The sequence below is a fragment of the Symbiobacterium turbinis genome (genome assembly GCF_055383075.1).
The window spans coordinates 1,154,879-1,169,125 of record NZ_AP042433.1; the positions used below are offsets into that span (position 1 = coordinate 1,154,879).

A 14,247-nucleotide genomic window follows, 5' to 3' on the forward strand; every position below is an offset into this window, starting at 1 on the left:
ACCATTCATAACGGCAGCATCGCCCGGACGGTTACGGCCGCACCATGGCCGGGCCAACCCGCCCCGGCGGCGCGGGCTTCGCGGCTACTCCATCACGCCGACCAGCACCACCTCTGCGTCTTCCAGTGCCTCTTTTGCCTCCTTCACCCGGTCGGCGTCCGGACATGTCACCTGAATGATGCAGCCCAGCCGCTGCAGCTGCCCCGCCTCCGCATCCCGCGAGCGCCCCCGGCTGATCCACCGGTCGCAGAGCCAACCCACGAAGCCGCCGCCCAGCAGCCCCGCCACGCCGCCGCCAATGGGCCCCGGCGCCAGGACAGATCCGTACACGACCCCGGCCAGCGACCCGATGGTGGCCCCCGCCGTCACGCCGTCCATCAGGCTGATGCCGTCGGCCCGGCGGAAGGTATCACCCAGGGTTCCGCCCAGCATCAGCCACTCCCGCAGTCCGTCGGGACGCGACGGCCTCCGTCTCCGCTCCAGCCGGCCCCAGCGGATGGCGTCCGCCGGAAACCCCCGGCGCTGCAGGGCCAGCAGGGCCAGCTCCAGGTCCTTCGTGGTCAGCACCACCCCGACGACGGTCCGCACACTGTCACCCGCCCTCCCCCGCTGGCGCCCAAGCCAGTCCCACTGGGCTTCCTCCGCCAGCTTGTTCTGTTCGACGCAGTCGTGGTAGGCGTCCCACATGCTGAAGAGGTACATGCTGGGCAGGAAGAGCAGCCACTGGTAGTCCACGCTCTCCGCCGCCAGCCGGCCCTGGCCCAGCAGCGTGAGGTAGACGGCGTTGCTGGCTGAGGCGAGCGCGATGAGGGCGATCTGCCAGCCCATGAGCATGGCGCCTTTGAGCAGCTGCGAGTTGTACAGGTGGCCCGCGCCGAAGACGAACGTGGACCAGAACCAGGCGACCCACGGCGAGCGCTTCACCAGCATGCCGTGGCCCCAAATGCAGAAGTGCTGATAGTTGAAGTGGCGCTGCGGCTGCTGCGCCTCAAGCTTCGCCAGCCAGTTCAGCTCCACGGCCAGCCGGTAGGCGTCCCAGAAGGAAAGCAGATAGACAGCCGGATAGAGGAAGGCCCACTTCATCACCAGCACCTCCCTGGCCCGGGCGACGTCGCCCAGCAGGGAGTGGTAGATGGCCAGGTTGAGGTGCGAGAGGTTGTTGAGGATGATCTCCAGCGACATGAGGATGAAGCCCTTCAGATGGGCGCCCAGGTAGAAGTGCCCCAGCCCCGGGAGGGCGACCGACCACCACACCGCCACCCAGGGATTGCAGGTGTGGACAAAGTTGACCCCCAGGGGGGTCATGATCATCTTCCGGTACCGGGGTTCTGAGGGCGACTGCACGTCCGCCATCCTCCGTCGTTGCAGGTGCGATCGGCTTAATCTCGTTCAGGAAGGCCCGACTTCTGGCGACGGGTCCTGGGCCACGGGCAGGTACGCCATGGCGGTGCCCGCGAGGTCCAGCAGGTTGAGCGGCGAGCGGATCAGCACGCTTCCCACGCCGCGCCCGGCCATGCCGACGAACCGCTCCATCTCCTGGTCAGACCACGCGTTTACGTTGAGCCGGAGCCGCATCAGGTCGGCGTAGTAGTGGTCCCACCGGGCGGCGAATCGGTCGAACTGGTCGTCGCCCAGGGCCAGTTTGCGCGCCGCGTAGACGCCGCTGGCGAGCGAACTGGACTGCCCGGTGATGCCCAGCGGCTCGATGAACCCGCCGGCGTTGCCCACGAAGATGACGTTGTCCAGCACCCGCTGCCGCACCCGGCCCATCTCGTAACACTCCAGCTTGTACTCGTCCTCGACCTGCTCCCAGAACCGCCCCTGCTCCTGTCGGAACCGGTTCCAGTAAGCCTCCAGCTGCTCCTCGGTGGTGTCGGGCACGCCGACGCCCGCCGAGGCCATGCGCCCGTCGAAGGGGGCGATCATGGCGTACCCGGTGCCGGCGTACCGCGTGTCGAAGTAGAAGTGGAGCTCTCCGGGGTTGAAGTCGCCGATGACGTTGGCGCCGCGCACGTACCACGCGATATCCCGCTCCCAGAGACCGAAGTGTTTCGGCCACTTGGGCGAGCCGGTCGCCACCACCACCCAGTCGTACTCGGCCATGAGCGCCTCCACGTCCGGATTCTGGTCGAAGTGGATCGGCGAGCGGCAGTGGCGGGCCAGCTGCTGCTCCAGCGAGCGTTCCTCGGGCCCGCGGATCGTCGTGTACCCCACCCGGCCCCTGATGAGCGACTCGCGCGACCGTGAGTGGAGCACCAGCCTGGTGATGTGGTTCGCCGGGTTCACCGGCAGGTGCAGCTCCTGCCGCAGCGTCTCGAACACGTCCTTGGTCGGGTCGGTGGTGAGCGCCTCCAGCATGGTCTCGACGGTGTTGAACATCTTGCCGACCCGGTCCCGCTTCTCGAAGATCTCGCACCGGTGCCCCAGCCGTTCCAGCTCGTGGGCGCAGGCAAGCCCGGCCAGCCCCGCTCCGACGATGGCGATGCGCATGCACATACCTCCCGAAGGTAGCATGCCCGAACCCGGGGCTTTTCCCCGGCATTCGGCACGCCGTGCGGGCCGCGTAACCCGGGGGCCACCCCGGCAGTTAGAGAGGTTGGAGAGAAAGACGGAGGTCGTGGTATGCGGCGGATGATCTTCGCTTCGATTCCGCCACCTGACTCCAACACGCCGCAGCGCCCCGGCCCGCGGCGCCCACACAGGCAAACACCCCCATACGCGCCGAGGAGCGCCCCGACCAGGGGCGCTCCCGTCGCTTACACCAATATCTCCTTCGCAAAGCTCTCGCCGTACCCCGTGCCCCTGACCCCCAGCAGGTCCGCCACGGTGGCGCCCAGGTCAGCCAGCGAGGCCCGGGTGCCCACGTTCACCCCCGGCCGGATGGCCTGGCCCCAGACCAGCACCGGCACGTACTCCCGGGTGTGGTCGGTGCCGGGGTGGGTCGGGTCGTTGCCGTGGTCCGCAGTGACCACCAGCACGTCCTCGGGGCCCAGCTTGTCCATGATGCCCGGCAGGGCGTCGTCGAACTCGATCAGGGCCCTGGCGTACCCCTCCACGTTCCGCCGGTGGCCGTAGAGCATGTCGAAGTCGACCAGGTTGGCGAAGATGAGCCCGGGCTCCTGCTGATCGATGCACTCGTGAATCTTGTCGATGCCGTCGGCGTTGGACTTGGTGGGCAGGCTCCGGGTGATGCCGTGGCCCGAGAAGATGTCGCTGATCTTGCCCACCGCCAGCACGGCGAGGCCGGCTTCCTTGATCTCGTCCAACACCATCCGCGGCGGCTCCAGGGCGTAGTCGTGCCGGTTGGCCGTGCGGGTGAAGTTCGTCGGGTCGGTGCCCACGAAGGGACGGGCGATCACCCGGCCCACCCGGTGCGGCGGGCGCAGCAGCTCCCGGGCGATCTGGCAAACCTCGTAGAGCCGCTCCAGCCCGAACCGCTCCTCGTGCGCGGCCACCTGGAAGACCGAGTCCGCGCTGGTGTACACGATGGGCCAGCCGGTGCGCAGGTGCTCCTCGCCGAGTTCCTTGATGATCTCCGTGCCGGAGGCCACCTTGTTGCCCAGCACGCCCTCCACCCCGGCGCGGCGGCAGAACTCGGCGATGAGGTCTTCGGGGAAGCCGTCGGGATACGTGCGGAACGGGGCCTCGGGCCGAATGCCCACCATCTCCCAGTGGCCCGTCATCGTGTCCTTGCCGTGCGAGGCGATCGCCATGCGCCCGAATGCGCCCGCGGGGTCGGCCACCGGAGGCGTGCCCTCGATCTCGGTCAGGTTGCCGAGCCCCAGCCGGCCCAGGTTGGGCAGGGGCAGCCCCCCGCGCGCACGGGCCATGTTGCCCACCGTGTTCGACCCGGCGTCGCCCCACTCGGCGGCGTCGGGCATCGCGCCGATCCCCACGCTGTCGATGACGATCAACACGACTCGTCGGACTGCTGCCATGTGCCTTTCTCCTTTATCTGGACTCTTCCCTCCCACTATATCACCTGGCAGAGGCAGGGAAAAGCGGGCCTTCCTCGCGGAGGCCCGCTCAGCGCGTCTGCCCGTCGCCGCCTATGCCCGGGGATGAGTCCGTGCGTAGACCTCTTTCAGCCTGCCCTTGGTGACGTGGGTGTAGATCTGGGTCGTGGAAATATCGGCGTGGCCCAGCATCTCCTGCACCGACCGCAGGTCCGCACCGTTCTCCAGCAGGTGGGTGGCAAAGGAGTGGCGCAGGGTGTGCGGGGTGATCTCCTTGTCGATGCGGGCGTCCTCGGCGTACTTCTTCACGATCTTCCAGAAGCCCTGGCGCGTCAGCCGGTTCCCGTGGTGGTTGACGAAGAGCGCCGTCTCCTCGCGGTCCTTCACCAGCTTCGGCCGGCCGCCCTGCAGATACTCATGTACCCACTTGATCGCCAGGGAGCCCAGCGGCACGATGCGCTCCTTCGACCCCTTGCCCGTGCAGCGTATGTAACCCGTCTCCAGGTTGACGTCCTCCACGTTCAGCGAGACCAGCTCAGACACCCGGATGCCGGTGGCGTAGAGCAGCTCCAGCATCGCCCGGTCCCTGAGCCCCGCGGGCAGGGAGGGATCGGGCTGCGCCAGCAGCCGCTCCACCTCGCTCACCGTCAGCACCCGCGGCAGCCGCTTCTCCAGCTTCGGCGATTCCAGGTTGGCGGTGGGGTCGGTCTTGATGCGTTTCTCCCTGACGAGAAACTGGTAGAAGGCCTTCAGCGCCGCCAGCCGCCGGGCGATGGTGGCGGTGGCCTTCCCCTGCTTCTGCAGGAACATCAGGTAATTGATGATGGTCGAGCGAGAGACGGCGTCGAGGTCGACTTGATCCTCCCCGAGATACTGGTAGTACTGGCGCAGGTCGCGGCCGTACGATTCGAGCGTGTTGGTCGCGAGGCCCCGCTCCACGCTCAGGTAGTTGATGAACTCATGGATCAAGTTGTTCATGTTGCATCCCCTTCGCGCCATTAGTGGTAATCATTCTCTCGCATATCGGGGCGGATTATGCGTCAGACCTGACCGATTTTGTCAATTCCACGGAATTCGGCCCATCCCCTCCTGCAGGCCTTCTGTCAGCTCCTTCCCGACACGCCTCCCGCACCGTCACTTTATGACGACCGGCTCCCAGTTATGCCCCCGCCTCTCCCTTCCCATGGCAAAGGCCCCGCATCGCTCTGATGCGGGGCTCCTCTGGCAGCGCACTAGCGGAGCAGGGTGTTCAGGTCCACATACTCCAGCCCGTGGGCCTCGGCCACGCCCGGATGGGTGACCTGCCCCTTGACGACGTTGGCCCCCTTGGCCAGGGCCGGATCGCGCCGCATGGCCTCCTCCCAGCCCAGGTTGGCGACCTTCAGCAGGTAGGGCAGGGTGGCGTTGGTGAGCGCGTAGGTGGAGGTCCGGGGCACCGCGCCGGGGATGTTGGGAACCGCGTAGTGCACCACGCCGTAGCGCTCGTAGACCGGATCCTGGTGCGTCGTCACCCGGTCGATGGTCTCGATGGAGCCGCCCTGATCGACCGCCACGTCCACGATGACGGCGCCCGGGGCCATCCGCCGCACCATCTCCTTCGTGACCAGCTTCGGCGCCTTGGCGCCGGGAATCAGGACGCAGCCGATGACCAGGTCGGCCTTCTCCACCGCGTTCGCAATCTCGAACTCGTTGGACATGCGGGTCTGCACCCGGGCGCCGAAGATGTCGTCCAGGTAGCGGAGCCGCTCGGCGCTGATGTCCAGGATGGTCACATGGGCGCCCAGGCCGGAGGCGATCTTCGCCGCGTTGGTGCCGACCACGCCGCCGCCGATGATGGTCACATTGCCGGGGGCGACGCCGGGCACGCCGCCCAGGAGCACGCCGCGCCCGCCCTGGGCCTTCTCCAGGTAGTGCGCGCCGATCTGTACGGCCATCCGCCCCGCAACCTCGGACATGGGCGTGAGCAGCGGCAGCGACCGGTCGGCCAGCTGCACCGTCTCGTAGGCGATGGCGATGGTCTTGCGGTCGATGAGCTGCCTGGTCAGCTCAGGTTCGGCGGCCAGATGCAGGTAGGTGAAGATGATCTGTCCCTCGCGCATCAGCTCGTACTCGGGGGGCAGCGGCTCCTTCACCTTCACGATCATATCGGCGGCGGCCCAGACCTCCTCGTTGCTCGCCAGAATCTGCGCGCCCGCCGCTGCATACTCAGAATCGTCGAAGCCGGAGCCTCTGCCGGCATCGTGCTCCACGAACACCTCATGGCCGGCCTTCACCATCGCCATGACACCGGCGGGGGTCATGGCGACCCGGTTCTCGTAGGCTTTCAACTCACGCACTACGCCAACCCTCACTGCTCTCGCTCCTTCCGCGTCCGGCGCGCAGCGCCAGTAGTGACTGATTTCAGCTACGAACCCATCCAGTCAGGTTCTCTACGCATTATCCCATGTGTTGGCCATAAGGACAAGACCGACATGGGCGCCAATTGGGAAGAGTGGCGCATCACGGCAGGTCGGCGACGAGGCGCACCAGGTGCGGGGTCACGAACCCCTCCACCAGGGCCGCCGCCGCCAGCAGGACGCCCGCCGAAAGGAGGGTGTTGGAGTAGCCGGCCAGAGCGCTGTAGTAGCCCGACAGCCGGCGCCGCACCCGCCAGGAGGTGACCACCTCCAGCGCAAACCCCACCGACGCCGTGGCCGCCAGGATGATCCCCGGAACCTCCAGCACCGTCTGGGGAAGGTGCCCCACGGCCGCCAGCAGCACTCCGCGGGAGCCCATCTCCGCGGTGAGGTACGCCACCGCAAAGCCCGAGGTGAACCCCCGCACCAGGGGCAGGGCCACCACCGCCACGCTGCCCACCAGCGAGATCGCCAGCACCCACATCAGCACGATCGTGCGGGCCTGCCGGAGCAGGGCATCGCGCAACAGCGGTCCGGTCGCCGGATCCGGCCCCTCCCTGAGCGCCTGCAGGGCGCCGGAGAGCTGCCGGGCCAGCTCCAGCTGGGTCTCCACTTCCAGACTGCGCAGGGCCAGGGCCCCGAAGAGCAGCCCGACGACGAACAGCACCGTGTGGAGCAGCGCCAGGCCGCCCCGATCCAGCAGAAGGTCCTCCAGGTTCTGACGCCACGCCGCGTACAGATGCATTCCGCCACACCCCTGCCCGTAGACTCACCCGGAGTCTATGGGACAGGTCCGGCGATTATGTCGTGCCGTCACTCCGCCGCGGTCACCCGGCCGTAGATGCCGCCGGCGCCGGACTCGATGGCCAGCCGGCCCTCCCGGGCCAGCGCCACCAGCCGGGCCAGCTTCGGCCCCACCACCTCCGCCAGGGCCTCCTCGGAGGCCGCATGCAGCACCGCCATCTCGGTGCCGAAGGCGGCCAGCAGCCGCTCCAGCCCCTTCCGGCCCAGGCCGGGAACGAAGCTCAGCGGCACCTGGTGCACGTAAGGCGGCCGCTCCCGGCCCACCCGGGCGAAGCGGCCCTCCTGCCAGGCGGCGTAGTGGCGGATGCGGTCCAGCACCCCCAGCACCACCCGGTGCGAGGGATCCACCGGGCACCGCAGCACCGGGGGATCGCCCTCCACCCTGCGGCCACAGGTCTGGCAGAAGGTGCGGTGGTACTTCCCGAGGCGCGGGTCCAGGCCGAAGTTGGCCACGATGCGCCGCCCGCCCTCCCCTCGCATGGCCAGCAGCCACTCGTCGAAGGAGGGCTCTGCCAGCAGGAGCTGGTTGTACTCCCGGCCGATCCGGCCCAGCGAGTGCGCGTCGGAGTTGGTGACGAAGGGGAACCGGCCGAGCTCCGGCAGCTCGTCCGCCAGCGCCGTGTCGGACGAGAGGCCCAGCTCCACCGCGGGAACGGCGGCCCACAGCTCGGGCGGGATCACCTCGGACACCGCCGGCGCCGCAGCCAGTGCCGCCTTGTGCGGCGTGAAGATGTGGGCTGGAATCACCACACCGCCTCGCTCCGCAGCGGCCTCCACCACGTCCGCGGCGGTGGTGCCGTGGTGCCGCTGGGTGGAGAGGCGCGTGTTCTTCACCCGCCCCGCCTGCCAGGCGGCAAAGGCGCGGAGCCCGTCCACCCCCCTGAAGTAGCAGAGCAGGTGGACCGGTTTCCCCTGGTGCACCACCTCCACCTCTGCGCCGGGGATGAGCGTCAGCCCGCCGTAGGCCAGGCCGCCGCCGGGCCGCTCCTCCACGAGCCCGTCTTCCAGCAGCCGCTCCAGGTCCTGCAGGGCCCCGCTGGTGGCAGCGTCGATCACCCCCACCAGGCCCAGCCCCTTGCGGTCGCGGGCCTCCGCGAGGATGTTGGCGAGGGTCAGGTCGCGGGCGGCGGCGATCTTGACCCCGCCGCCGGGGTCGCCCGCCCAGCCCAGGTGCACGTGCAGGTCGGCGTAGATGACCCGCAGGGCGTCAGCGGCCCCGGTGCCGGGCATAGAGCAGCACCCCCGCCAGCGTCTTCGCGTCCCGCAGCTGACCGGCCAGGGCCATGCCGACCGCCTCGTCCAGGCTCATCCGCACCAGTTCGATCTGTTCGTCCTCATCCATGGGCAGCCGGCCGGGCGTAAGCTCCTCCGCCACGAAGAGGTGGAGCTTCTCGGAGCAAAAGCCTGGGGCGCTGTAGAACTCCGCCAGCTTGGTCAGCCGCCCCGCCCTGAAGCCCGCCTCCTCCTGCAGCTCCCGCTGCGCCGTCACCGCCGGATCCTCGCCGGGCTCGCACGTGCCCGCCACCAGTTCCAGCAGCGTCTCGCCCGCGGGGTGCCGGTACTGCCGGACCAGCAGCAGATCATCGCCGTCCACCGGCAGCACCACCACGGCGCCCGGGTGGGCCACCACATCCCAGGTGCGCGCTTTCCCCTCCACCTCCACCACGTCGCGCCGAACGGTGAAGACCCTGCCCCTGTAGATCTCTTCCTGCCTGATCAGCCTCACTCGCCTGCCTCCCTGTACTCGCCGGCCGGCTCCTCGCCCCGCAGCACCCGCAGGGCCCCGGAAGCCAGCGCGGCCATCTCATCCTCGCCGGGGTAGACCGCCACCGGGGCGATCCACCCCACCTGCTCCGCGATCCAGCCCGTGAGCAGGCTGGAGTGGGCCAGCCCGCCCGTGAGCACGATGCGGTCCACCTTGCCCTCCAGGGCCACCGCCGCCCGGCCGACTTCCTTGGCCACCTGGTAGGCCATCGCCTCGTAGGCGGCCCGGGCCGCCTGGTCGCCGGCGGCGATCCGCTCCTCCACCTTCCGGGCGTCGTTCGAGCCCACGTGGGCGACCAGGCCCCCCTGACCCACCAGCATGCGCCCGACCTCGCGCAGCGTATGCTTCCAGGAAAATGCCAGGGAAACCAGCCCCAGGCTGGGGACCGTGCCCGCCCGCTCGGGCGACATCGGCCCCTCGCCGTCGAGGGCGTTGTTCACGTCGATCACCCGCCCGCGCCGGTGCGCGCCCACCGAGATGCCGCCGCCCAGGTGCGCGACGATCAGGTTCACCTCGGTGTACCGGCGGCCCAGGTCGTCCGCCGCCCGCCGGGCCACCGCCTTCTGGTTGAGGGCGTGGAAAATCGACCGCCGGGGCATCTCCGGCAATCCGGTCAGCCGCGCGACGGGCTGCAGCTCGTCCACCACCACGGGGTCGACGATGAAGGCCGGCACGCCCCCTGCCGCCTGCGCGATGTCGTGGGCCAGGAGCGCCCCCAGGTTGGAGGCGTGCTCGCCGTGCACCGCCTGCGAGAGTTCCTCCAGCATGGCCGCATCCACCCGGTAGGTGCCGCCGGCGACCGGCCGCAGGAGGCCCCCTCGCCCGACCACGGCGGTGAGGGAACCGAGCGGCACACCGTGACCCTCCAGCGCCTGCAGGATCAAGTCTTTCCGGAAGGAGAACTGCGCGGCCACGGTCCGGAAGCGCGCCAAATGGGCCGAGCCGTGGCGCAGCGTCTCGGCGAACAGGGGCGCATCGTCGTGGAACACGGCGATCTTGGTGGAAGTAGAGCCCGGGTTGATGATCAGCAGGCGATGGTGCAAGTCCATTCCTCAGTCCTTTCGCGTGAGCCCGGTCGCCGTGTGGGCGCCGGAGAGGGAGCGGAGCCCCCTCCCCGGTCCGCCCGGGCTTATTCGGCCAGGTACATCCGGTTCAGCTGGTGGATCTTCTGCATGCGCTCCTCAGCCAGCACGTCCGCCGCCTCGGCGGTGCTGATGTTCCGCTCCTCCGCGATCTGGAAGATGCGCAGGAGCTTGTCGTAGATGGTGGCCACCCGCGCCAGGGCCCGGTCGCGGCTGTAGCCGGCCGGATGGTACTCCTCCGCCACGTTGATGACCCCGCCGCCGTTGATGACAAAGTCCGGCGCGTACAGGATGCCCCGCTCCCGGAGCATGTCGCCGTGGCGCGGCTCCTTCAGCTGGTTGTTGGCCGATCCGGCCACGATCCGGCACTTGAGCTGCGGAATCGTGTCGTCGTTCAGCACCGCCCCCAGGGCGCAGGGGGCGAAGATGTCGCACTCGACGCCGTAGATCTCGTCGGGGGCGACAACGGTCGCGCCGAACTCCCTCTTCGCCCGCTCCACCGCCTCCGGGTTGATGTCGGCGACGGTGAGCCTGGCGCCGGCGTCGTGCAGGTACTCGCACAGCGCCATGCCCACCTTCCCCAGCCCCTGAACGGCGACCTTCCTGCCCTTCAACTCCTCTGTCCCAAACACCTTCTTCACAGCCGCCTTCAGGCCCATGAAGACCCCGTACGCGGTGACCGGGGAGGGGTCCCCCGACAGCTCCGCCCGACCGGCGGCGTGGTCGGTCTCCATCAGGATGTAGTTCAGGTCCTCGACCGTCGTGCCGACGTCCTCCGCCGTGATGTACCGGCCCCCCAGCGATTCGACGAACTTGCCGAACGCACGGAAGAGTTCCTCGCTCTTGTCGGTGCGCGGATCACCCCACAGCACGGCCTTGCCCCCGCCGAGATTGAGACCCATGGCAGAGTTCTTGTAGGTCATGCCCCGCGACAGCCGGAGCACGTCCGTCACGGCATCCTCCTCCCGCTCGTACTGCCACATGCGGAGCCCGCCCAACGCCGGCCCCAGCGTGGTGTCGTGGATGGCGATGATCGCGCGGAGCCCGGTTGACTTGTCGTAGCAGAAGACCAGCTGCTCGTGCCCGTACTGCGCCATCTGCTCAAAGATGCCCATGCGATGACCTCCTTTGTGCTTGACCCATGCTCGTGGGAACTGCGGGGGTGAACCGCTATGCAGAGGCGGCGAGAACCGCCAGTGCAATCGAGTTGAGCTTGGACGCGGGCGGGTCGGAACGGGACAGAAGGACGATGGGGCACCGCGCGCCGACCACGATTCCGGCAGCAGATGCCCCGGCCAGGTGGACCAGCGCCTTGTACAGGACGTTGCCCGTCTCCAGGTCGGGCATGATGAGCACATCGGCCGCGCCCACCACCGGCCCTGAGACGCCCTTCACGGCGCCGGCCTCCGCAGACAGCGCGAGGTCCAGGGCCAGGGGACCCTGCACCACGCAGTCCCCCAGCTCGCCCCGCTCCGCCATCTCCTGCAGGGCCCGGGCGTCGACCGTGGCCGGCATGTCGGGGTTGACCTTCTCGACCGCGGCGATGACGGCCACCTTCGGCCGCTCCACCCCCAGAGCCCTGGCCACGGCCACCTGGTTTCGCAGGATGTCGGCCTTGCGGGAAAGGTCCGGCGCGATGTTGAGGGCGATGTCGCTGATGTGCAGCAGCCGCGGCAGCGCGGGCACCTGCACGACGCACGCGTGCGAGAGCGCACGGCCGGTCCGTAGCCCGGTCTCGCGGGCCATCACCGCCCGCAGCAGATCCGCCGTCTGCAGCAGGCCTTTCATCAAGAGCTGCGCCTTGCCGGAACGGACCGCGCCCACCGCTTCCCGGGCCGCCTCGGCCGGGTCGTCGCGCACAATGCGGTAGCCTCGGACGAGCCCGAGTCGCTCGGCCTCGGCGACGGCCTCCTCCACGTGCGGGTCGTCAGCCTGCGCCACGGCCATCGTCGGCGGATGGCTTCCGACGGCGCGCCGTGCGGCGGAAATCAACTGGTCCAGCGTCGTGATCATGCGTATATCCTGGCCTCCTCCTCACCCCGGAGGACCCGCAGGGCGCCGGCCGCCAGGGCCCGGTTCTCCTCGCTCCCCGGGAAGCGGAGCACGGGCGCAATCCACTCAACGCGCTCCTCAATCCAGCCCGTGAGCAGTTCCGAGTGCGCCAGGTCGCCGGTGAGCACAATGGCGTCCGCCCGCGCGCGCAGGGCCACCGCCATCGCGCCGATCTCCTTGGCCACCTGGTAGGCCATGGCCTCGTAGACCAGGCGGGCGTCCGCGTCCCCGCCGGCGATGCGCGCCTCCACCTCACGCCAGTCGCGGGTTCCCAGGTGGGCCACCAGGCCGCCGCCGGAGGTGAGCTTCCTGATCAGCTCCCGCTCCGTGTAGCGGCCCGAAAAGCAAAGCCGCACCAGGTCGCCTGCCGGCAGGCGCCCGGCCCGCTCTGGGCCGAAGGGCCCGTCCTCCAGGGCGTTGGTGGCATCCACCATCAGCCCCTCCCGGTGGGCGGCCACGGAGATGCCGGCGCCGAGGTGCGCCATGACCAGATTGCTTTCATCGTATGCCTTGCCCAGCGCCGCGGCCGCCTGCCGGGCCACCCAGCGCATGTTGAGGGCGTGGGCCAGGCTGGTGCGCCGGATGGCCGGCACCCCCGTGATGCGCGCCTCGGGGCGCATCTCGTCGGTGGAGACCGGGTCGACCACATACGCGGGAATGGAGAGCACATGGGCGATGCCGTAGGCCAGTATGCCCCCAAGGTTGGCCGCGTGCTCCCCCTGCACGCCCGCGCGCAGATCGTCCAGCATGGCGCCGTTCACGGCGTACACCCCGCCGGGCACCGGCTTCAGGAGCCCTCCCCGGCCGACGACGGCGTGCAGGCTGCGAAGCGGGATCCCGGCCTCCTCAAGGTGGGACGTGATCTGGTCCTTGCGGTACAGGTACTGGTCCCACACCCGCTCGAACCGGGCCAGTTCGGCCAGGCTGTGCGGCAGGTCCGCCGCGAGCCGCTCTTCCTCGGCGTCGAACACTGCAACGCTTGTGGCTGAAGCCCTGGGGTTGATCACGAGAATGCGGAAGACCTCACCCGGCACCCTGGTTCACCTGCCCCTCACTCCGGGATGTAGATGCCCCGCAGCCGGCCGGCGCGCGCGATGCGCTGCTCCGCCAGCCGGTCGGCGGCGATGTACGTCGGAATCTGCTCACGCTGGCTGATGGCAAAGATCTGCAGAAGCTGGTCGTAGATCGCGGCGGTCTTGCGGCGGGCCCGCTCCGGGTCGAAGCCCAGGATCTCGTCGGCCACGCCGATCAGCCCGCCGGCGTTGATGACGTAATCAGGGGCGTACAGAATGCCCTTCCGATGCAGGAGATCGCCGTGCCGGGGCTCGGCCAGCTGGTTGTTGGCGGAGCCGGCCACCGCCCTGCAGCGGAGCCGGGGGATCGTCTCGTCGTTGAGCACGCCGCCCATGGCCGTGGGCGAGAAGATGTCGCAGGGCTGATCGTAGATGGCCTCCGGCTCCACCCCGGTCACCTGGGGGTGAGCGGCGCACACCGCCTCCACCCGCTCCCGGCGGATATCGGTCACGGTGACCTGCGCGCCGCCCTCCAGCAGGTGCGTCAGGAGCCGGGTCCCCACCTTGCCCAGCCCCTGCAGGGCCACCCGCCGGTCCCGCAGGCTGCTGTCGCCCCACAGGAATCGGGCGACGGCCCGCATCCCCTGCCAGACCCCGTAGGCCGTGAGCACGGCCGTGTCGCCGGAGCCGCCCTCCTCCTCGGGAAGGCCGACGAACCAGGGCGACTCCAGCTTCGCCCAGACGAAATCGGTCTTGTCGGTCCCCACATCCGTTCCCGTGATGATGCGGCCCTTCAGCGTCCCAATGAACCGCCCCAGCGCCCGAAACAGGTGCTCCGATTTCTCGGTGGCCGGGTCGCCCCAGATGACGACCTTGCCCCCGCCGTGGTTCTGCCCGGAGGCGGCGGACTTGTAGGTCATGCCGCGCGCCAGGCGGAGCGCATCCTCCACGGCTTCCTCCTCGGTGGCGTAAGGCCACATGCGGCACCCGCCCAGGGCCGGACCGAGGGTGGTGTCGTGAATCGCGATGATCGCCCTCAGCCCCGTGGCCCTGTCGTAACAGAACACCACCTGTTCGTGTCCGTCGCGCGCCATGCGCTCGAAGAGACCCACGAAGGCTGCCCCCCTCGCTGGCAGCGGCCGGACGACGCCGCTGCCCGTCGTTGTCCTCAACCATCGC

The 14,247-nt window shown here is 69.3% G+C and carries 13 protein-coding genes; all 13 read right to left on the minus strand.

The genetic code is table 11. The features are described from left to right. Positions 1-84: 84 nt before the first annotated feature. The 13 genes from ACZ45O_RS05555 to ACZ45O_RS05615 all read right to left on the minus strand — a co-directional run bounded on the left by ACZ45O_RS05555 (position 85) and on the right by ACZ45O_RS05615 (position 14,180). Positions 85-1,344 carry a hypothetical protein gene (locus ACZ45O_RS05555; RefSeq protein ID WP_464856363.1) on the minus strand — a complete coding sequence of 420 codons (1,260 nt, stop codon included), beginning with the start codon at positions 1,342-1,344 and terminating at the stop codon, positions 85-87. Between the two features lie 45 nt (positions 1,345-1,389). Further along, entirely contained in the window at positions 1,390-2,490 is a 1,101-nt protein-coding gene (locus ACZ45O_RS05560) for an NAD(P)/FAD-dependent oxidoreductase (RefSeq protein WP_464856365.1), read from the minus strand. A gap of 266 nt (positions 2,491-2,756) precedes the next feature. Beyond that, on the minus strand, positions 2,757-3,938 hold the full coding sequence (locus tag ACZ45O_RS05565; protein WP_464856367.1) for a phosphopentomutase: 1,182 nt from the start codon (positions 3,936-3,938) through the stop codon (positions 2,757-2,759). 111 nt (positions 3,939-4,049) lie between these two features. Further along, the gene (gene xerD / locus ACZ45O_RS05570) at positions 4,050-4,934 is read right to left on the minus strand and encodes a site-specific tyrosine recombinase XerD (RefSeq protein ID WP_464856369.1); all 885 of its coding nucleotides are present in this window, start codon (positions 4,932-4,934) and stop codon (positions 4,050-4,052) included. Between the two features lie 254 nt (positions 4,935-5,188). Next, a complete protein-coding gene (ald, locus tag ACZ45O_RS05575) occupies positions 5,189-6,307 on the minus strand; it encodes an alanine dehydrogenase (RefSeq protein ID WP_464856371.1) in 1,119 nt (372 codons plus the stop codon). 148 nt (positions 6,308-6,455) lie between these two features. Next, positions 6,456-7,097 (minus strand): stage II sporulation protein M, encoded by a 642-nt coding sequence (gene spoIIM, locus ACZ45O_RS05580; protein WP_464856373.1) that lies wholly within the window; start codon positions 7,095-7,097, stop codon positions 6,456-6,458. 68 nt (positions 7,098-7,165) lie between these two features. After that, the gene (locus ACZ45O_RS05585) at positions 7,166-8,386 is read right to left on the minus strand and encodes an endonuclease Q family protein (RefSeq protein WP_464856375.1); all 1,221 of its coding nucleotides are present in this window, start codon (positions 8,384-8,386) and stop codon (positions 7,166-7,168) included. Further along, positions 8,364-8,882, minus strand: coding sequence for an NUDIX hydrolase (locus tag ACZ45O_RS05590; RefSeq protein ID WP_464856377.1), 519 nt, complete (start codon positions 8,880-8,882; stop codon positions 8,364-8,366). The genes ACZ45O_RS05585 and ACZ45O_RS05590 overlap by 23 nt, the downstream gene beginning before the upstream one ends. Next, positions 8,879-9,964 (minus strand): butyrate kinase, encoded by a 1,086-nt coding sequence (buk, locus tag ACZ45O_RS05595; RefSeq protein ID WP_464857668.1) that lies wholly within the window; start codon positions 9,962-9,964, stop codon positions 8,879-8,881. The genes ACZ45O_RS05590 and buk (ACZ45O_RS05595) overlap by 4 nt, the downstream gene beginning before the upstream one ends. A gap of 86 nt (positions 9,965-10,050) precedes the next feature. Next, positions 10,051-11,118, minus strand: a complete 1,068-nt coding sequence (locus ACZ45O_RS05600) for a Glu/Leu/Phe/Val family dehydrogenase (RefSeq protein ID WP_464856379.1) — start codon at positions 11,116-11,118, stop codon at positions 10,051-10,053. A 55-nt stretch (positions 11,119-11,173) separates the two neighbouring features. Next, a complete protein-coding gene (locus ACZ45O_RS05605) occupies positions 11,174-11,950 on the minus strand; it encodes a bifunctional enoyl-CoA hydratase/phosphate acetyltransferase (RefSeq protein ID WP_464857670.1) in 777 nt (258 codons plus the stop codon). A gap of 62 nt (positions 11,951-12,012) precedes the next feature. Further along, positions 12,013-13,089, minus strand: a complete 1,077-nt coding sequence (gene buk / locus ACZ45O_RS05610; protein ID WP_464856381.1) for a butyrate kinase — start codon at positions 13,087-13,089, stop codon at positions 12,013-12,015. A gap of 17 nt (positions 13,090-13,106) precedes the next feature. After that, positions 13,107-14,180: a Glu/Leu/Phe/Val dehydrogenase dimerization domain-containing protein gene (locus ACZ45O_RS05615; RefSeq protein WP_464856383.1), complete on the minus strand. Its 1,074-nt coding sequence runs from the start codon at positions 14,178-14,180 to the stop codon at positions 13,107-13,109. Positions 14,181-14,247: the final 67 nt, after the last annotated feature.